Here is a 22,375-nt window from a genome sequence, read left to right as displayed (position 1 = left end):
ACTTCGATAAATTGAATCTGTTTATTTTTCCTTAAAACGTTGTTGATACATTGCTTTGTTGATTACTTTTGCAGCTTCCACCATATAGGGATAAGGCGTATCAGTTACCGAAACGAAACCCACATTGTAGTTTTCGCCATCATAGGCACGTCCGGTAATAGGTGAGTCAATATATTGGAACCAATGAGCACCGACAAAATAGGGATTATCGATGACAGACTTCATGTAGTCTTTGTACATAACAGCTCTGTCTTGTTGGTCTGATGCGAGAATAAGCCCAGGATGATATAAACCTGAATCTTTAGCACCAATATGGAATTCACCAATTATGCTCGGCATATCAATTTCTTGTAAAAATGCCCAAGACTTTTTGGTTAAGCCTTCTTTATATGAGTTAAAGCTTATAACATCTACATGCTTAGCTGATGCATTAACGACTTCTCGTGGCATTCCCCAATCTGGAAAACGAGAGCCTAAATACAGATGATTTGGCATGTAATGCTTTACTGCTTTATTAACAGTGCTGAAATATTTGTCAGCATAGGCTGTTAGCAATAATCCATAATCATTGATTTGTTCAGAGTTGTTTATACTCGAATCAATACCACTATCAAATTCTGCCCAATCAGTAATCGATTTGTTCCAAGCCTGATTTAACTTATTTATATCCACATACTTTTGTTTCATCAGACGAGTAAATTCAGCTTTGGTTGGTACTTCAGCACCGTTTTTAGTTAACGTATTGACGACAATGCCATAGCGGCTTTCTGTACTATCCGAACGGCCAAAGCTTTTTTCATTATCAACGAAAATACCTACGCACCATGGATTGCCTTTTACTTCATCGTATATGACCTTAGCGGTAGCATATGCGCGTTTTTCAAATTCGGGGTCAAATACATCTGGCATTGGCGCCCAAAAATCATCACCGCTAGAAACCGTTTTATAATTTCCAATGATCCAACCATTAGCAAAATAGGGGATTTTGTTGTTGTCGTAATACCTAGGGTCGGTCCAATTCCCTAAGGACGTAAAGCCCCAATCTAGCATTCGATTTACTGTGGTATCTTCCCATGCCTGCATATAGCCTTCAGCTTGTTGACCGTATTTACGTTCTAAGTTTGCCGAATAAAAACTGAACGTTTCTCCATGCTTTAATGGACCAGAATGTGCGCTGCGACGATAACCAAAATGTTTACCTAAAGGGGCATCGTAGTCGGGCAACCAACTGAACATGTTTGTGCGTGTGTCAGATGCGATAAATCGACTCGCTATTGCCTCATCAGATACGCGGTTTAATTTTTGAGAATCCTCTGGTGTGACATTATCTTTAGGTGGTTGGACAATATACGCTTGCTTAAAGTCATATCCGGTTAATGTTGAGGAATTAGATAAACGGATAATATCAATGCCTGTGGCCAAATATAGATATCCATCAGGGTCAACTAATGACCATTTACCGTTCACTTTTTCTGTTCTAAAAAAGCCTGTCGCCGTTAACTTAGGGCCTGATAACCATCCACCATAACGACTTCTATCTTCTGCGACTTTACCGGTAAATGTTTTAGCCTCGTCGACACGTTGTTGTTCTAACTCTAGATCATTATGAACTTTCCCAATAAAGTCCTGTTTTTTATTTTGTCCGTATTGATCAACGATATCAGTTAGAAAGAGGGGGTCAAATTTTGGATTTTGCCTAATTTGTACTCGACTAATATCGATAGATTTGTCATGCAGATTGCTTTGAACACTTAAACTAATTTTGGCGATGCCAGCCGTATTGAGATTCTTCTTCCCCCACATAGAGGTAAATTGATGTTCATTACTTTGCCAAGTATCAGGATTCGAACGTAAACCTGAGGTGAAGTTGAGTTCTACTTTATGATCGCTATCCATCACACCTAAGTCATGGCCAGCCATTTTTGCGTAATAGGTTTGAATGTTATCTCCAACAGGGACATTTACTGTTCGTGTATAAGTAAACCCATCAATATCACTGATATCAAGATACAACTGTACACTATGATTACTGGTATTAACGATATCAAAAGCTAAGTTAAAGTCATTCAAGTCACTCCAGTCCCATGCTTTTTCTGGAACAAAACTGACACCGCTATAATTATTATCTTTTGAGTTAAAAGCGACATGTAATTTGCCATCAGAAATGCTCGTCTGAGCGGCAACAGGTTTAATTATGTTGTTACTTTGGCTATTGAAGTTAATCAAATCCATCGCTTGTTTGCTGTTAACTACCAATGGCACACTTTCGGTTGGTGTCGTGTTTTGGCCTATATTTTGTGTGTCATGTTGACAAGCGATAGTGGACAAAATTGTTGTCGCTATGAAGCTATACCTAAGCGCATTTCGAGTATCTAATTTTATATTCATCTTTTTCCCAAAGCATTTTGACTTAGCTAAACAGTTAATAATTATTGTTAACAATCTACATTGTTAATTTTTTATTAGCAATACGTTAATGCTGAAACAAGGTAAAAATCTAAAAGTTTTGAATGTTGAATTAAGCAGGACTGTTATGGATTAACACTCTGTAGATTCTTAAGTAATTATAAAATATGACCTTTTAAGGTTATGGGGTAATTTGTTTACTTTGTTTTAGCAGAATAACTAAATTGATTTTGGTAAATTGTTAACAATAGTTGCTATCTATTTATTGTTAGTGCTAATGTAATGTTAATTGCATTGTTGGTCGCGAGATGAAGTCAAAGTCTGAAGAGCCAATAAGTGTGTTGTTAAAAGCATACCAAACATTTGGGTTACATTGCTCAGCACAAATATAAGTAGATAATTAAATAGATAGTGGATGTTAATATGATTATTAAAAGTCACAGTGTTTTATATTGTGCGTTGGTTGTGGCATTGGGCGGTTTTATTTTTGGCTTAGATGCAGCGTTGATATCTGGCACAGTGCGTTTTGTCACTACAGAATTTGATTTAACGGATCTTCAAATTGGAACTGTTGTCAGTGCACCTGGCTTCGGAGTTATATTTGCTTTGATGGTCACAGGGTTTATATGCGACAAGATAGGACGTAAAAAAACCTTAGTTATTATCTCATTTATCTACATTATTTCAGCGGTGTTATCAGTCATGGCCACCAGCTTTGAATCATTGGTTGTCGCTAGGTTTATTGGCGGGCTCGCATTTACCTCTTTATCCGTAGCTGCAATGTATATTGGTGAAATCGCACCATCGCATTTACGCGGTAAGTTAGTTTCTATAATTCAAATCAACATCGTAGTGGGTTTATCCATTGCTTACTTTGCAAACTTTGCCATATTAGAAATATCAGAAAGTGCGTACCCTTGGGTTTCATCATTGCATATCGACACCCATACATGGCGTTGGATGTTAGGTATCGAAATTTTACCCGCTATAGTGTGGTTTTTATTACTACTTAACATCCCGCAAAGCCCACGCTGGCTAATCATGAAGCGAAAAGAAGACAAAGCTAAACTGATTATTAATCAATTTAACAATACGACTCAGTGCGAAGATGAAGTCGCCCAGATCAAACAAAGCCTTAAAAGTCACAATGAAAAAGAATCATTTTGGGTACTCTTTAAAAGTCTTTTTGATAGTAAAGTCCGGGGCGTGGTGATTCTTGGATTAACCATAGGTATTGTGCAACAAATCACTGGGATCAATGCGATTATGTTTTACGCACCCACAGTATTTGAACAGCTTGGAATAGGCACTGATGCTGCATTTTTTCAAGCTGTTGTAGTCGGACTCGTCAGTATTATCTTTACTGTGGTCGCTATTTTATTAATCGATAAGCTTGGTCGAAGACCCTTAGTTATTTGGGGACTCGCTACAGCCACCATAAGTTTATTTGCTTGTTACTGGGGCTTTAGTCAGGCTACTTATTCATTAACAGAACAATCATTAGTGTCTCTAGCAGAACAAGTGAACATTGAGCCTTTAACATCTATGTTAAACGTTGTTTTTCAAAGTGACGTTGAATTTAAGACAGCCTTGATTAGTGTGCTAGGTGAGTCGGATGCTAAGCAATATGAAAGTGTGCTGCTGCAAAGTGCTGCAACCATCAATGCTAACTTAATTATCGCGGGTATTATTGGCTTCATTGCAGCTTTTCATTTTTCAATTGGCCCAATAATGTGGGTGTTATTTTCTGAAATATTCCCAACACATATTCGTGGTATTGCGATTCCTGTTTTTGCGTTTATCACAAGCTTCGTAAGTTATTTAGTGCAGCAGTTTTTCCCTTGGCAATTAAGTGTGTTTGGTGCTGATGAAATATTCTTGTTTTATGCTATTTGTGGTGCAATAGGATTTATTTTGTTGTTCAAAATCATGCCAGAGACGAAAAATAAAAGTATTGAAGAAATAGAAATTTTGCTCTCAGGCAAACACACTGATAACAAAGATAATAGTATCCCACTCGCTAAAAGAGAGGCATAAACATGAAGTCTATGTTAGCCATTGGCGAGTGCATGATGGAACTATCTGAATATTCTACGTCATTGTTACACCGTGCTTTTGCTGGTGACACATACAATGCTTTGGTCTACGCCAAACAATATGAGCCAAAAATTGATTGTCAATTCTTTAGTGCAATTGGTCATGATCAACCTAGTAAAGCAATGAGAGCTGCGTGGGATAAAAACGGTATTAACAGTCAATCGGCGTTAAGTATTGAGCAAGCAACAATTGGTATTTATGCCATCGCTACTGATAATCAAGGTGAACGCAGTTTCAGCTATTGGCGTAATCAGTCTGCAGCCACTCAGATGATGAAAGTGCTAACGACGGATAAATTATTAAACCGTATTGGTAAAGTTGATCTCGTGTTTTTTAGTGGTATTTCGTTAGGGATTCTCACTGATGAAGATAAACATTTACTGCTTAATCTCATACAGAAATTTCGCCAACAGGGTGCATTAATCGCCTTTGATCCTAATTACCGCATCGCAATGTGGCAGTCTGTTGAACATGCAAAAACGTGGTTTGATTTAGCTTACCAGCACTGTGATATTGCCTTACCTGGTGTAGAAGAACATCAGATTATTTATAACCATAACAACGCTACCGAAGTCGCTCTGTATTGCCAATCCTTAGCGGTATCAGAGATTGTAGTAAAGAGTGGCCTTGATGGTACTTATATATATGACTCTAGTTCGTTAATAGACCATCAAGCATTTAATCCAGCTCCTCAACAAGTCGATTCAACAGCTGCAGGTGACTCATTTGCTGGTACGTATCTCTCCAGTAGGTTAGCTGGCAACAGTATTTCTCTCGCACTTGCAGACGCTTGTTTTGTTGCTCGTGAAGTTGTGCAGCACAAAGGCGCTTTACTCCCTGGTGATGTTTATCAACAAATGATGAAATCTAAAATCAACAATAATTGTGCATAAACGTGATTAGTGATTACGACTTTAAAAATTAATAGCCGCATTAACTATAAAAACAAAAGATATTTTAGGAACCCAAATGAACCCTAATAAACCGTTGAGCCTTGCTAGTAAACGAGCAATCGAAAGAGGATATGACCAAACAACGTCTGATTGGTTAGTTGAGTTTGATGTAACGCCTTTGAAAGGTGATTTTGCCTATGAAGAAGGTGTAATTAGACGGGATCCTTCATCTGTGATTAGTGTCGATGGAGTCTTGCATTGCTGGTATACCAAAGGTATCGGGGAAACGGTCGGCTTTGGTTCTGAAAACGTAGACGACAAAGTGTTTCCTTGGGATTTAACGGAAGTCTGGCATGCAACGTCGACAGATGGTGAAACATGGAAAGAGCAAGGTGTAGCCATTGAACGGGGCCAAAGTGGCCAATATGATGATCGCGCTATTTTTACACCTGAAGTATTAGCTCACCAAGGTCGTTATTACCTTGTCTATCAAACTGTGACGACACCTTACACCAACAGACAATATGAAGAAATTGCATTGGCCAGTTCAGATAGCCCTTATGGCCCTTGGCATAAATCAGCTTCTCCTATCTTAAGTCCAAGTAAAGATGGGCAATGGCGAGGAGATGAAGATAATCGCTTTCATGTTACCAGCAAAGGGAGTTTTGACAGCCATAAAGTACATGATCCGTGTTTACTGTTTTTCGATAACAAGTTCTACCTTTATTACAAAGGTGAAACTATGGGTGAAGAAATGAATTTTGGCGGACGTGAAATTAAGCATGGTGTGGCAGTTGCTGACAATATTCAAGGACCGTATATCAAATCTGAGTTAAACCCAATTTCAAACAGTGGACACGAAGTGGTGGTTTGGAATTTTGAAGGTGGTATAGCGTCATTATTAACAACAGACGGACCAGAAAAAAATACCATACAGTTTGCCAAAGATGGCCAAAATTTTGAAATCAAAGCTCATATTAAAGGCGCACCTGAAGCTATTGGCTTGTATCGTGGCGGCTCTGAAACAGCTAAACCAGGTTTAGATTGGGGCTTATGTCATAAGTATGATCCAAGCTGGAATTGGAATTATATTTGTCGCTTTAGCATAAAACGACAAATCCTTGATGCAGGCACATTTCAAAACAGTAACTAAACACTATTTAATTACTAGGCCTAATTGTTGAAGGTTTAACTATCTAAGTCATTTCAGTGACAAATTAAAAATGAGGCGCTTATGGATAGGCGAAGTTTTATAAAGCTGTCAGCGTTAGCTGCAGGAAGCATGCTGTTTCCGACACAAGCAGCAAGAGCTGCAGCTAGTAGACGCTCATTAACAAAAACAACCCCCGTTGAATTATTGCCAAGCAATGTTCAACGCCCTTGGCTTGGAAAAGCGTTTTGGGGTAATCGTTTGCAAGATTGGCGCTTGAATGCGGGTAAAATTGAATGTATTCGCGGTGAGCGTGGTTTTGAAATGCGCACAGTGTCTATTTTAACTCGCCAACTCAACAACGCACCAAAGCCAGCACGTATCAAAGCAAAAGTCAGTAACTTAACGCCGACTAAAGCCGGTTTTTGTGGTTTTTTATTAGCGGCAGGTGCAGACCAACTTGATTACCGTGCTAGTGCGTTAATTCAACGCGCATCGGGAAAAAATGGCGGCTTTATGGCGGTCATTAATGACAAAGGTGAGCTAAGTTTTAGAGATTTTTCTGACACCAATAAGCCGCTGGCTTTCGAAAAAGTGGTTAGAACTAATACAGTTAATATCGGCCAACTTCATGACCGTGAAATCATTTTAGATTGCCATATTGACCCAGTATCAAATAATAACTTTGATGTGCGTTTGATCGCCATAGACAGTAAAACCAACAAAGAATTAGGCTTTATTGTTCGTACTAGTGTACCTAGTTCTGAATTACTTGGCGGCGTGATGTTGTTGTCATCAATGCCATCAAAAAAAAGTGGCGCAAGATGGGCGTTTGAAGATATTCAGTCCGGTGGTGACAAACTGTCTCAATCTGATGATAGAGGATTAGGACCAGTTATTGGCTGTATGCATAGCCTGAATAAATCAGTATTAAAGCTAAGTGCACAATTTATGCCTGTTGCTGATAATGAATATCGCAAGGTTACACTTGAATATCGTCAATCATCAAACACCGAATGGCAATCTACTACTTCGCAAATTGAACCCGGTTATGTCATTCAATTTAGAGTAGAGGGGTGGGATAATACACAAGAATATGATTACCGGGTTGTTAGTCATGATAAAGGTATCGCAGAGGTACTTTACCAAGGTCAAATATTAAAAGATCCTGGTCAGTCTAAGACGTTGTCGATTGCATTATATTCTTGTTTAGTTCCGACCAACTTGTCACTAGATATTGAACACTACAAAACGCGCTTGAAACAAGAAAAGCTATTAGGTCGTTTTGGTCCTGAAAACATTTTATTTCCGCATACTGAGTTAGTCGGTAATTGTGATAGTCATGAACCCGATATGTATGTGTTTTGTGGTGATCAATATTATGAAGCAACGCCCACGCAAGTATGGCGTGGAAGACCTGATTCTTATTTAGATATGTTGTATCGCTGGTACTTATGGTATTGGACATTTGGAGATTCAATACGAAATAAACCGTCGATATTGCTAGCCGATGACCATGATGTATTACAAGGCAATTTGTGGGGAGTCGGCGGTAGGGATCCTGTGGTACTAGAAGGAGACAAACGCACTGAAGAAGATGGCGGCTATATGGAAACCAAAGCGCTGGTTAAAATGGTTTACCGTATGCAGCATGGTCATAATCCGGATGCGTATGATCCTACGCCAATAGATCATGATATTCCGGTAACTTATGGTGCCTTTGTGTATGGTGGCGTGAGTTTTGCGCTGGTTGAAGATAGAAAGTTTAAATCAAGGCGTAATATTAATATCAATCCAGTACACACTCAGGGAGAGTTGTTAGGTCATCGTCAAGAGCAGTTTTTGCGTGCATGGGCCGATATGGACAAAGGCTTACCTAAAGTGTGTATTGCCTCCTCTATTTGGGGATCACCTCAAACTAAAAGCAACTTAGAGCCGCTATTAGATTATGACTCAAACGGCTATCCACCTGATGGTAGAACCCGTGCAGTTAAGCTGATTAAAGACGCCGGTGCCGTGGTGATCTGTGGCGACCAACATTTACCAATGATGGCCAAACAAGGGCTTGATACCTTTGATGATGGACCGCTATTTTTCGCCGGCCCTGCAGCAGCCGCATTCTGGCAGCGTTGGTTTGAAGGTTTAGGCAAACTTGATAACCCGTTCAATAATGATCCTAATACTGGCAACTTTACCGACATCTTTGGTAATAAAATGCGCGTATTGGCCGTTGCCAACCCGAAAGTAACTTATGATGACTTTAAGCAACAAACCAAAAATTCATGGAGTAACTTTTTGGCAGACCGATCATTGAAGAGCGAGGGCTATGGTATTGTGAAGGTTGACCACAAAGCCCAACAATTTGAATTTGAATGTTGGGAATGGAATACCGATCCAAACAAAGGTAAGCAATTTCCAGGTTGGCCTTTTTTGCACAAATGGTCTTAAACCATTTTCAAGCGACAATTCATAAAATGATATATGCCGGTCATAAAATGATATATGCCGGTCATAAAATGATATATGCCGGCTAAAGTCAAACACTAAGATTTACCGGCATATTTTTATCAAAAAATTAACATTTCACGCCTATCAACTCATAAAATCACTCTTTTATTTTCCGCAATTTGAACAAACATTCAATAACAAATACTGCATTTTTGTGGCGTATTTATCTAGATATTGACTCAATACAGTAGAAAATGCTATTGCGCTTTATTTCAAAATTCTGACTATGCCGCTAATTATTATTAGATAGATATTATCAATAAAATCAGCGGCTAATAGATTAGTGTCAGTAATTTATTTCTCACGTAATACACGTTAATATATTGTAAAAAAACCGTTTATTATAAAATAAACCTTAATTATAAATGGCATTGTTTAGGAATATGATTAATTGAATATTGTTAACAAAATTATGTTGACAGTTATTTTATTGATCAGTAATGTCTACAAACAGAGTTGCAACATTATTTTAACTTTTGCAGTTCAATGAGGCAGAAACATAAACGCTCTTGGGGGAGTAGACATGCCATTTAAAAACAAAACTTATAAATACAGCTCAGTGTATCTGGCCTTGCTAACTGCGATGTCATTACAGGTATCAGCAGAAGAAGGGAATAATGACTCCACAGAAGAAATGGAAGTAATCCAAGTAAAAGGATTAAAAGGGAGTTTAAAAAAATCCATTAACGATAAACGCTTTGCGGAAAATTTAACTGACTCAATCAATGCAGAAGATATTGGTAAATCAACGGATCAAAATATTGCTGATGCATTATCTCGTGTTACCGGTGTGACTGTTCAATCAGTTGATGGTGAAGGGTCGAGAATTACTGTTCGTGGTGCAAATTCACAACAAAATAATATTAGCTTAAATGGGGTACAGTTAGGTTCAACAGACTTTAGCCAAAGTGTCGATTTATCGCAGTATTCATCAGATATTTTATCAAAAATCGAGGTAGTAAAAACACCGAGTGCAGATCATGAAGAAGGCGCTTTAGGTGCAAATATTAATTTAATAACCAATAAGCCCTTAGATTTAAATTATGAAATCCGCAATTTGACTGTTGAAGGCCGTTATAACGATTTACTGGAAGATGAAAATTATCGTTTATCTGGGACGATTTCAGAAAAATTCTTAGATGACACGTTTGGTCTTATATTTACCGCAGTATCCGAAACAAATTCATATCGTCGTGATCAATATGCCGCTGATCAATGGGTTTCAGAATTTTCACACCTTGCAACAGACACACAAGGCAACCAAGTACAAGATGTGTGGGGCATCACCAACAAGAATAGCCGATACGAATTAAGTCATAATGATGTTGAACGCCTTAATTTTAATTTAGGTCTGCAATGGGCACCAACCAGTGCAACAGAATTTAACCTCAACACCAATTATACCAAACAAGATTTCGAAAGCTCGATGCATGGTGTACAAGTAAGAAGTGGCCAGCAAGGTAATATGATCGAGGGTGTCGATCCAGGATTAGGTGGTGGCCCATCTGCTTGGAGTGATCCACAAGAAAATTGGCATACGATTGATACCAAAACAAATACGTTCACAAAGTATCTAAATCGATTTGGCGACGGTGGTTTAATTCAGTCTGAAAACAAATATGAAGAAGAAAACACTTTAATCTCATTTGACGTTCGCCACGACATTTCAGATAACTTCATTATGGAAGCGGGTTTAGGTTACTCGAAGTCTGAGCGTATCCCAGACAATCAAGTGTATATTGCCATGCAAAACTATGGCAACATCAATCGCTGGTTGATTAAGAATGTTCCAGCAACAGATATTGAACCTGTTGGTTATGACTGTACTAACGGACCTTGTACCCTAGTGGGTGGTCAGGGCTTAATTGATTACGGTGCGAATAACGAATTTGGCGACCCGTTAAATGTTTGGGATAACTATAGCACCACAGGCTTTAATCCTGATGAATTAGATGCGCAGCATTTAACCTTTTTAAATCGATCAGTTGTTGCTGTGGAAGATGTTCAAAAATCAGCATTTGTAGATTTTGATTGGGTGTTAGATGCTGGGCCTATCACCAGCGTTGAATTTGGCGCTAAATACACTGAACGCGAAAAATATGTTGATGATCAACAAAATGCATTCAACAGCGTTGGAGAAGGTATTGTGGTTAACAACCCTTATACCGGTAATCCTGCTGTGCTCAATGATGGCTTGATATCCCTTAGTGGTGATTTATTTGCAACAGACACCGATTTCCCTGTTGACGATTTTATGTCAAGCAATGGCTATGGACGTGATGCATTTACAGATGGTTGGGCCACGTTCTCTGCCTTTAAAGCATTCGATGTCGCCTTGGGTTCTCCATCTGTTGGCTTTTCGCCCGATGATTCTAATACCCGCTCAGCTGAACTTGAAAATTTTGCTACTTATTTAAAAGCAAACTTTGACTTATTTGAAGGCCGATTGTCAGGTGATCTTGGTGTGCGTTATGTAAAAACAGAAGTATCAACAGCAGGATCATCAGGGGTGCAATTTGCTTTTGACCCAGGAAACGTTGGCCGTTTAATGGATCCCTTTAAACTTGCTGAACTACGGGATTCAAGTTTACCTGAATGTGGTGGTATTCCATTTTATGGTACAGACTGGAATGCTGAAGCGCGTTGGGGACGAGTTGATGGACAAGGTTATGATACCGTTGGAACAAATGATCTAACCGATGATGTTTTAATTGCTGATCAAGGCCCATGTTTCGACCCAAATACTGTGCGTGGCAATCCTAACGAGACTGATTGGTGGTTGTGGCGTCACAGTGATGTCTCTACTGAAAAATTCTATGTATATGGTGATCGTCAGTTTGATGAGAATGGTCAATTAGTTGCTACAGAAGATCGAAGTCGTCGAACTTTTGATGTTACTGGTACACATGACTATGACGTGTTTTTACCGAGTTTAAATCTAAATTACATGCTTTTAGACGATACGATTTTACGTTTTGCAGCATCTAAAACCATGTCTAGACCACAAATAGACTCATTACGTCCTGGTTTTAAAGTGAGTGAAACACAATGGGGTGGTTACAACCGTAATAATACAATCACATTAACCTCACCAAAGCTTGACCCACTTGAGTCAGTCAACCTAGATTTATCATATGAATGGTATTTCAATGAAACCAGTATGCTTTCAGCAGGATTATTCTACAAAGATATGACTAACTTTGAAGAATCAGAAACCGTTGTTACCTACATGGATGATTTACGTGATGTTGGTTTAACTGAAGGTGAGTCATATAATCCTGATGATCTCGTGTTAGTTGCAGGACAAGACAGTCTTGAACAATGTATGCCTAAACGCTTCCAAGGCAGTGATGAGTTCCGTGAAGACTGGATGTACTCAGGTGATTTAGAACAAATGTGTGCGCAATTTAAAACCACACGAATTAAAAATGGTAAAGGTGCGACGATTAAAGGGGTTGAATTACAGTATATTCAAACCTTTGACATGTTGCCTGGTTGGTTATCTGGTTTAGGTGTTCAAACAAACTATACATACCAAGATAGTGAATATGACCAAGAGGTGTCATCGATAGATGATTCAGTGAAATTACCAGCTTTACAAGTCGCCTACACACCAGAGCATAGTTATAATGTCACCGCATTTTGGGAAAAGAATGGTCATCAACTTAGGTTGTCATACCGAGGTAATAGTGATCAATTAGCTAAACGTTCTTGGGAGTCAGGTTCTCTATGGGAAGAAGGGCGTCAAACCCTCGATTTCTCAGCTAGTTATAAACTAAATGATTTTGTTACCTTTTCATTCCAAGCAGTGAATTTAACTGATGAAGGCATTCGCCAATACTATACAAGCCGATTCTTAAATGTGAATGGCAATGTGTTAGATGAGGGAAGCCCAATTAGTGGAGATGCAACAGATTCGCGTACCGTTTATCAATATCAAACGGGTCGTACATTCCGTTTAAATGCCCGAATGAATTTCTAATCAAATTCTTTATTCGAAAAAAGCCGCCTTTGGCGGCTTTTTTGTTTCTAAAATAGCACTTCGCCGTTTAAACGAATAAGCAAAGCATAACATTCATCAGATACAAGGACTTATACTTTTGGTTAGCTACCCGTTTTTAATATTCCTGACTATACTCATATTTAAGAAAGGGATATTCGCATAACGGAGGGACGGTGACGAAGGAAATACGCTCTGTATTAATAGTTGATGACCAAGCTGTCATCCGAAAAATTTTCTCGAAAAGTCTTGGCCTATTAGGTCAATACACTATTGCAGAAGCTGCTGATGGATTAGAGGCCTTCGAATTAATAAAAACAAATCATTTCGACCTGATATTTTGTGATTTAAATATGCCAGTGAAAGATGGCTTATACCTTTTACAAAGACTTATTGAGTTACAGTATGCTACCCCAATAGTATTATTTAGTGGAGAAGATCAGAGCTTACTTAACTCTGCTAAAGTACTCGCAACCCATTATCACCTTAATATTCTAGGTATTGTCCCTAAACCAATCACCTCCGATATGCTTCAGTCGTTTATTAAGCAAGCAGCATCAATAAACATGAAGCAGTATCAAACTCCATTGCCAGATATTACCGAGCATGATCTCAAGGATTATATTGTTAATGGACATGTAAAAGCGTTTTTTCAACCACAATATAATCTATTGACCAATGAAATATGTGGTTTTGAAGCATTAGCAAGAATTGTAGACAATGGTCAAATTATCTTGCCTTCACAGTTTATTAATAAAGCCGAAGAAACTGATTTAATCATGCCGTTGACTAAAGCCGTTATCAATGATGCGTTTCAGTATTTTTCAATGTTAAAACCCGAATATAAAAAACTAAACTTATCGATTAATTTATCTGGCAAGTTGTTAGATGATGAGACTATTCCACATTGGCTTGAACAAACAGCGGCAACACACGGCATAAACAATGACGCAATAACCTGCGAATTAACTGAAACAGCGATTCCTTCTAATCCGTCAGTGATGATTGTTGCTTTACTGCGCCTTAGAATGATGAAGTTTAAATTATCTATAGATGATTTTGGAACAGGGTTCGCTTCACTTGAACAACTGCACATGTTGCCTTTTAACGAACTTAAAATAGATCGTTGCTTCGTTGCTGACATACTAAACAACGATAAGTCTAAAGCCCTGTTTAGACGTAGTATTTCATTAGCAAAAGATTTGGATCTGTTAGCCGTGGCAGAGGGGGTTGAAGATTTTGAAACCAAGCAATTAATCATAAAGCTCGGATGTAAAGTTGCACAAGGTTTCTATTTTAGTCAACCGCTGGCCGCTCATGACATTGTTAATGAGATAAATGAAAGCGGTTTGAGCTATGGGGTAAACTCGTTAGAGGAATCAAAACTTTGAAACTTTCTAAGCCTATTCCAACGATATTTTTTATATCTATTTGCATCTTGTTTGTGGGTGTATTGGTCTTTTCAATTTCAATAAATAATTTGTTAAAAGAGCAGACTATTTCTTTCTATGAACGTGATGCAAAATTACTCACAAGCTTAATAGAAAAGAGCCTTTATCAAAGCTATCTAGATGCTGAGTTTTTGCCGTTATTCTTAGGTGAGATTGATCAAACGAGTTTCAATACAAAGTTAACATCGGAACTGTTCCAACAAGAATTAAATAATCTAGCTAAAAGTCGCAATACATTGACTAAAATTGCTGTACTTGATCTACAAGGTAAAATTCTTGTCGAAAACACAGAGAATTACAAATCAATTTCTATACCGCCATCTAATTTAGACCAAGTTACCATCGCTAATTCCCAATGGTTTAAAGCCATTAAAAATCATAAAAATAATAGAAGTAATCAAGTTTATTTATTCGGTCCACAACGAAGCTTTATTGATAAGTATGAAAATAGATTTGATCTACTTATTGGCACACCTTTACTGAGCACTGAAGGGGAAATGATAGGCATCTGGGTCAATATCATCGACTTTTATGTGGTAGAAGAAGTATTTAAAAGTATCTATAACCAGCTTGCAGAAAAAGATCTTCATCACGTAGAACTGTCCTTAATTGATGCCAAAGGTGTATTGATAGTTGAATATGATCCAATTGGTTTTAAACAATCAAAATATGTACGTAACTTTGACCGTATCAGCAACATTAACCTTGTTAAAGAGGGTGTTATCGGTGCAGATAGAGCAATAGCCGGTTTTTCTGGTACTGAAATATCATCCTATGATCAAAATGATGAGCAGCAAATAACAATTTATAATCACTTTGAGGGTTACAATGAATTACAAGGAATAGGTTGGTCCACACTCGTCAGAATTGATCATGATGAGGCCTTTTCCGCATCGGTTGTGATGATACAAAATGCCAGTATCTTTTTATTTTTCTTATTTATTGTCTTTTTCATACTAATGTATTCGGTATTTAAGAACTTATTGAATCCTTTGAACGAACTTTCTAATTTTGTTAGTGATTTAGCTACAGACTCTTCAACTAGTATTGATAGTAAATATATTTCAGCAGATTTACATGTCGCGTTAAAAGAGCTTGAAAGTAAATTTATAGAAAGAACAAAGCTAATTAATAAAAATGTAGAACAACGAGAGTTACTCGAGTTACAACGTAGTGCGATTAATTCTACGTCCACAGGTATTGTCGTTTCAGATGTGCGTTTACCTGATCAACCTATCATCTTTATTAATCGAGCTTTTACCCAAATTACTGGCTATAGACCCGAAGAGGTTTTGGGTAAAAACTGCCGTTTTTTACAAGGGGCTAAAACAGAAAAAGACAAGGTTAAACATCTGGCACATGCTATTAATAAAGGAGTCTCATGCAATGTTGTTATTACTAATTACACCAAAACGGGTGAGACCTTTATTAATAATTTGTCTATAGGCCCTGTATATAATAAAAACAAGGAGTTAACTCATTTTATTGGCGTACAAAATGACATAACCGAAGACAAAAGAAAAGAAGAAGAAACGATGACAGAAATGTCATTAATACTTGAAGAGCGAACTAAAGAGTCGAAAAATTCTGCAGATAGATTAAGAGCCGTTTTTGATGCGGCGCTAGACGGTACAATCGTATTAAATCAAAACGGTATTATTCAAGATGCTAATCGCTCTTTAGAATTAATATTCGGCCGAAACCGTAACGACTTACTCGATAAAAACATTAATATACTATTAGCAGGTTTACAGCCAACACAATTGGAACAAGCAAACAATATTCCATTCAACTCATGGATAAAAGATTACATTGGCGAACCTAAAAAACTGTTTGGGCTCCATAAAGCTGGGCACCAGATACCAATTGAAATGTCAGTTGGCGAAACAACATTAGATGCTAAAGCTATGTATGTCGCCATAATCAGAGATATTTCATTCCAAGAACAAATTAAGCAAAGAGAATTAGCATTACAAACAAAATTGTATGAACAAGAATTGATTTATAGAACGGCATTTAACCAAGCAGCCGTTGGTATCGGTCGGATTGGGGTAGATACTAAGTTTGTCGAAGTTAATACCAAAATGTGCGAAATATTAGGTTATGACGAAGATACACTGCTTAGTAAAAGTATCAAAGACGTGACTTATAAAGATGATTTAGAGCAATCTTATCAATACATTAAGCAGTTATTAGCAGATGAAATAACGTATTTTAATACCGACAAACGTTATATAAGAAATGATGGTTCTTTTTTCTGGGCTAATTTATCTGTGTCATTAGTAAGAGATGCAGACAGTAACGAACCAAAATTCTTTATTGCTGTAGTAGAAGATATAACTGAACGACAACAGTCTGCAGAAGAGCTACATCGTGCAAATTCTGAACGTGATAAATTATTGAGTGGTTTAAATTTAGCATCAGAAGCTGGCGGCGTTTGTAATTGGTCATTTGATATAAAAACAGGTCAGTTAAATTGGGATTCAAGAATGTACCGCTTATACGGAGTTGAAGACGGTAAGAGTATTGAATACAAGGATTGGCGAGATAATGTGCACCCTGATGACGTAGAACAGGCCGAACAAGAAGTCAGCGATGCAATTTCTAACATAACATCATTAAAGACCGAATTTAGAATCATAAATCGAAAAGACAAAACCATTCATTGGCTGCAGTGTGCTGCAAACTTATCACTGGATGAAAATAATCTACCTGTGACGATGTACGGTATTAATGTCGATCTGACCCATGAAAAACAAGTACAACAAAAATTAGAAAAAGAAACAGAGTCAGCGCGTCAGGCGAGTAAAGCTAAATCTCGTTTCTTAGCAACCATGAGCCACGAAATTAGAACACCGATGAATGGTGTTATTGGTATGATTGATCTGCTCAAAAATACGCCATTAAATGCAGACCAAAAACGAATGGCCACGACTATTCGTGATTCGTCTTTTTCACTGTTAGATATTATTAATGATATTTTGGATTTTTCTAAAATTGAATCTGGACAAATAGAGTTAGATATAAATCCATGTAACGTACTGTCTATTTTAGAAAAAACTATCGATAGCCTTTGGATTAATGCTTCAAACAATAATGTGGAAATTTATATTTACCCAGATTTATCAATACCGAAAGAATTGTTATTTGATTCAGTTAGGTTAAGACAAATTATTTTAAATCTAACGGGCAATGCTGTTAAGTTTTCGAAAAGCCTTAATTCAAAAGGTGTAGTGGTTATCAGGACTCAATTAACTAATGAGAATCTTATTTTAGAAGTCATAGATAACGGTGTTGGGATATCACAGTCTCAACAAGAAACCTTATTTGTTCCATTTACACAGGCTGATACCTCAACGACGCGTAAATTTGGCGGAACGGGTTTGGGGCTAAGTATTACTAAGTCATTTATTGAACTAATGAATGGAAACATTGAAATTGAAAGTGAAGTAGGTAAGGGAAGTAACTTTAAGGTCACTTTGCCCTTAATAGAAAAGCTAACGCAACTTGATAACGGCGCTTTTTCACAATTTGATTTTAAAAAGTTCAATGTTTTAGTATCGATAAGTAATGAAGAACGTAAACATGCGTGTTTGATGATTCTAAATCAATTGTGTTGTAATCGAGTATCAAGTGTTGAGTTCGATGAACTTGAAAGTCTAGCTCAGGATACCTCTAATGCTTTACTGATTACCGATAACAATAGTGTATCTTTTACTGAAATAAGTCAGTCAATTAAAACACTTATTCTTAATGATGATCCTATTGCAACAAAGGGACATTTAGATCCTTATACTTATGTTTGTGCCGCTCATCCTTACAAACCCACAGAGTTTATATTCGGAATGGCGGTATTGTGCGGCCTTGAAAGCCCTGCATTAGATTGGTCAACTGAAAACAGTCAATCGTTTGAGAAAGTCATTACGCAAACGATTGAAGAAGCAGAACAAACTAATAGCTTAATATTGGTTGCGGAAGACCAGCCAACAAATCGCCTCGTACTAGGTAAACAATTAGAAAGCCTGGGTTATGCATATGAAATGTCAAATGATGGTGTTGAAGCTCTTGAAAAATGGCAGTCTGGTCGATTCAATTTATTACTTACTGATTGTCATATGCCAAATATGGACGGTCTTGAATTGACTAGAACCATTAGAGAGCAAGAGTTAAAACAAAATTGTTCACCAATAACCATCATTGCAGTAACAGCAAACGCAATGGTGGGCGAATCAGAAAACTGTTTAGAAGCAGGTATGGATGACTATTTAGCTAAACCAATAGAAATAGATCTTCTTCAAGAAAAGCTAGTTCAATATTTACCGCTTACTGGTATTCACCAACAGCCCGAAAGTGTTTCTTACTCAATGACAAATGGTGTTGAGCAACACAATAATTCAATTGATTTTGAAAAATTAAAAGCGGTCATTGGAACAGATGATGAAAGTATCACTAATGAAATTTTAGCCATGTTTTGGACTAGCGTGAATGAAGACTATGAAGCATTAAAACAACATTGCGCCGAAAGAAACTCAGAAATCATTCGCAGTAAAAGTCATGCAGCGAAAGGCGCATCAGTTTCTAGTGGCGCGATTGAGTTGAGTGATATTTTTAAATGGATAGAAAAAAATAACACTGACTTTGATGGTATTGAAAGTAAGTATCCTAAAATAGATAAAGAACTCAGCGCAATTAATCAAATATTAAAACAAAGAGAAGTTGTATAACTGCGCCTTGTGTTAAACGACATGGTCGATAACTCATATAAGAAGGACAACCTATGGACAATTTGGTAAATGTCGTTGTTTTTTATCAATCTATAGAGATAAAAAAAGTGATACAAGAGATACTTAGGAATAAGTATCAAAAGATATTGTATTGCGAAATAAACACAAACCAAGACCAATTTATAAAATTTACCGAAGATAAGACACGACCTTTGCTGTTCATTTATGCATTTGAAGAGCCGAAAGAGGCGGTAGAATTTAATGAAATTATTGAAAAACTGAACGATTCAAAAAATTTATTCAATAAGGAGCATTTGTCTTTGTTAATTTGCTGTCGAGAGCATCGTGAAGCAGCATATTTTGAGTGTTCAAAAGGGCGGTTCTACAGTTACGAAACGTTTAAACCAATATATGATATGAACCGAATTCGACTTTCAATAGCCCAGATGTGCGATTTGCTTACAAGTCAGGATAAAGTGCACTTATACGAAGAAGACAAAAAAACGATTATTAATAAATTACAAAACGTCTCTATACAATTGCATGAAGTTGAAACTTCAATCAGCGATGAGAAGGGGATTCAACATGAATTGTTAAATGAGCTCATCGCTGAGATCGATAACCTCTGTAGCCTTGAACCTACTGATTCAATTGAAACAATGAATGGCCATGTATCAAAAATAAAACCTAAAGTTGAAAATTTCAAGGCACATAACCAAAGCTATTTCAAAGAGATAGGCAGCAAAGTGAAGGGCGCTACATCAAGTTTTAAAAAGAAAATGCCGTTAGTTCTTGTGGTTGATGATCAGAATGTGATGTTAAAAATCATTACCACGATTTTAAAACCAAAAGGGTTTGATGTAGAAGTCGCCACTAATGGAGCAGAGGCCATCAATAAACTAAAAAACTGCAAACCTGAACTAGTATTGCTCGATATTGACATGCCGGTTCTAAATGGCATAGATACCTTAAAAACGATGAACAAAATGAACATACTCGATAAACTGCCAGTTATTATGCTGACAAGTAATTCAGATAAAGAAAGTTTTATTGAATGCAGAGAACTTGGCGCTATAGATTACATTGTGAAACCAACCAATGCGGAAACCTTGTTGAAAAAAGTACTCGCTGTAATCTAATCATCATTTAATTTCAGGTATTTTAATGCCGATAAATAACGTTATCGGCATTAATCATACGGGAATAAACTTGTTATAATCAACGCCTTATTGAGCTTATATTGCAGATGAACTATGTCGCAAGAATTTCCCCCTGTATATCCGTTGTTTGATAAATCTGAATTTATATTAACTGGAAATAGTTATGTTAATCAGTATATTACTCAGGTTTCCTTAACCAAAGTCCATGATGCTGGTTTAATTATTGAGCACTGTTCAGATTGGTTGTTTGAACAAAGACAATCAGAAAATAACTATAAAACCTATCGTAGCGAACTCACTACATTTCTACACTGGTGTTTTGATGTAGCCTCATTATCACCAATTCATCTCACTAGAAAAGATATCAGTCGTTATATTAGTTATTGTGAAAAACCACCTGAGCAGCTTATTGGCTACTTCAATGTTGCCCAATTTAAGCAAGATGAAACATTGGATGAACGAGTGCCAAATGCGCAATGGCGCCCATTTGTTGGCAAAAAACAGTACGGTGAAAAACAACCTTATGTATTGAGTGACAATGCACTTAAAACAAAAATCGCTATTCTTTCTTCATTTTATGGATATTTAAATAGTGAAGAATACACAGAAAGAAACCCAGCTCAACTATGGCTTAAGCATAGCCGTTTTGCGATTAATCATAAATATGTAAAGAATGAAGATGATAACAATCATGCATTCACGAAGTTACAATGGTCTTATGTTGTCAGTACCGTAAACAATATGGCTGAACACGAACCTGAAAAACATCAACGTAGCTTGTTTCTCATTAATCTGATGTATTGCTGTTATTTACGTATATCAGAAATCAGTGCCAGAGCTGGTTATTCACCAATGATGTCGCAATTTAGACAAGACAGTCATACTCAAACTTGGTACTTCCATGTGCCATTTTCTAAAAGTGGCAAAGCCAGAAATATTGCCGTTTCAAAAAGTTTATTAAAAAGTTTAACTCAATACCGAGCTTACTTAGGGTTAACAGACTTACCAAGTATCACTGAACAACATCCATTGTTTACTAGGCATAAAGCGGCAGCACATGGTCGAGAAGCTGGACAAATTAGCGCGAACCTAGGCATAAGACAAATTCGAGACGAGCTGGATAAAATCATTGGCCTGGCTGCAGATAAAGCACTTGAAGATGGGTTTGAACAAGATAGCTTATTAATGAGAAAACTAACTGCGCATAATATCCGCCATACTGGGATAACACATGATATTAATATAAACCAAAGGCCATTGTCGCACGTTCAAGCTGATGCGGGTCATGAAAGCATTGATACCACATCCCAGTATTTACACACCACACAAATAGAAAGACACCAAAGTGCAGCAAACAAACCGCTAGATCACATCTAATTTATCGCGTCGCTACGTAAAATCTGAAAAGGTAATCAAGGGCAATACCCATAGAATTTACACAGCGACGCGTGTTAATTCATCAATTTTACAGAAATGGGTAAGGATACGGGCTAAAGGTAGTGAGTTCGGTTACGTAGTTAGATTGAGTATGTATATTGATAATTATCTTATTTAACATAATATACATTGTGCGAAGTCGTGTGTGATTGTTTGTTGAATGAGTGTTTGCAGTCTTTAATGTTTATATCTTTAGATTGACTTGCCTATGACAGATATCGAGTTTTTCATTCAGTTGTTTTCCAAAGACAATGATTCGTTCTTGAGACAATCATTGGTCTTGTTAGAACTTCGTCAGATTGTGACTTTAATTGTGACTTTAATTGTGACTTTATAAATAATGACTTTAAATAATACTCGTGAGATGTAAATGTGATCTCATGAAGCATCTCATTGGAGACATTCATGATTGATTGTTTTAGCTAAAGCAGCGCGTATATTCAATCGCTGTTGTCTTGAACACAGTTATGCCACCTTCAGATATTTTATGGCCGGTATTCATATTTGAAGAATAGCCTGCAGATTAAAAGACAACTCAGAAGTCAAAGC

Annotated in this window: 10 protein-coding genes; 9 read left to right on the top strand and 1 reads right to left on the bottom strand. The window is 37.2% G+C overall.

What is annotated here, in order from left to right; translation table 11 throughout:
- Positions 1-21: 21 nt before the first annotated feature.
- Positions 22-2,388, bottom strand: a complete 2,367-nt coding sequence (locus tag AN944_RS10285; protein WP_055024526.1) for a beta-galactosidase — start codon at positions 2,386-2,388, stop codon at positions 22-24.
- Positions 2,389-2,829: 441 nt separating this feature from the next.
- On the opposite strand from AN944_RS10285, the gene AN944_RS10280 reads away from it, so the two are divergent.
- The 9 genes from AN944_RS10280 to AN944_RS10240 all read left to right on the top strand — a co-directional run bounded on the left by AN944_RS10280 (position 2,830) and on the right by AN944_RS10240 (position 21,766).
- A complete protein-coding gene (locus tag AN944_RS10280; RefSeq protein ID WP_055024525.1) occupies positions 2,830-4,443 on the top strand; it encodes a sugar porter family MFS transporter in 1,614 nt (537 codons plus the stop codon).
- 2 nt (positions 4,444-4,445) lie between these two features.
- Positions 4,446-5,396: a sugar kinase gene (locus tag AN944_RS10275; RefSeq protein ID WP_055024524.1), complete on the top strand. Its 951-nt coding sequence runs from the start codon at positions 4,446-4,448 to the stop codon at positions 5,394-5,396.
- 76 nt (positions 5,397-5,472) lie between these two features.
- Positions 5,473-6,549 (top strand): family 43 glycosylhydrolase, encoded by a 1,077-nt coding sequence (locus AN944_RS10270; RefSeq protein ID WP_055024523.1) that lies wholly within the window; start codon positions 5,473-5,475, stop codon positions 6,547-6,549.
- 81 nt (positions 6,550-6,630) lie between these two features.
- Complete coding sequence (locus tag AN944_RS10265) at positions 6,631-8,994, top strand: hypothetical protein (RefSeq protein ID WP_055024522.1); 2,364 nt, start codon at positions 6,631-6,633, stop codon at positions 8,992-8,994.
- A gap of 583 nt (positions 8,995-9,577) precedes the next feature.
- Positions 9,578-13,036, top strand: coding sequence for a TonB-dependent receptor (locus tag AN944_RS10260; protein ID WP_055024521.1), 3,459 nt, complete (start codon positions 9,578-9,580; stop codon positions 13,034-13,036).
- A 194-nt stretch (positions 13,037-13,230) separates the two neighbouring features.
- Positions 13,231-14,445: an EAL domain-containing protein gene (locus AN944_RS10255; protein WP_055024520.1), complete on the top strand. Its 1,215-nt coding sequence runs from the start codon at positions 13,231-13,233 to the stop codon at positions 14,443-14,445.
- Entirely contained in the window at positions 14,442-19,229 is a 4,788-nt protein-coding gene (locus AN944_RS10250) for a PAS domain S-box protein (protein ID WP_055024519.1), read from the top strand. Before AN944_RS10255 ends, AN944_RS10250 begins: the two co-directional genes overlap by 4 nt.
- A gap of 53 nt (positions 19,230-19,282) precedes the next feature.
- Positions 19,283-20,368: a PleD family two-component system response regulator gene (locus AN944_RS10245; RefSeq protein WP_055024518.1), complete on the top strand. Its 1,086-nt coding sequence runs from the start codon at positions 19,283-19,285 to the stop codon at positions 20,366-20,368.
- Positions 20,369-20,482: 114 nt separating this feature from the next.
- Entirely contained in the window at positions 20,483-21,766 is a 1,284-nt protein-coding gene (locus AN944_RS10240; protein WP_055024517.1) for a site-specific integrase, read from the top strand.
- The last annotated feature ends 609 nt before the right edge of the window (positions 21,767-22,375 follow it).

It is taken from the genome of Shewanella sp. P1-14-1, from assembly GCF_001401775.1.
GTDB lineage: Bacteria > Pseudomonadota > Gammaproteobacteria > Enterobacterales > Shewanellaceae > Shewanella > Shewanella japonica.
This window is presented reverse-complemented; position numbering and strand designations above follow the sequence as displayed.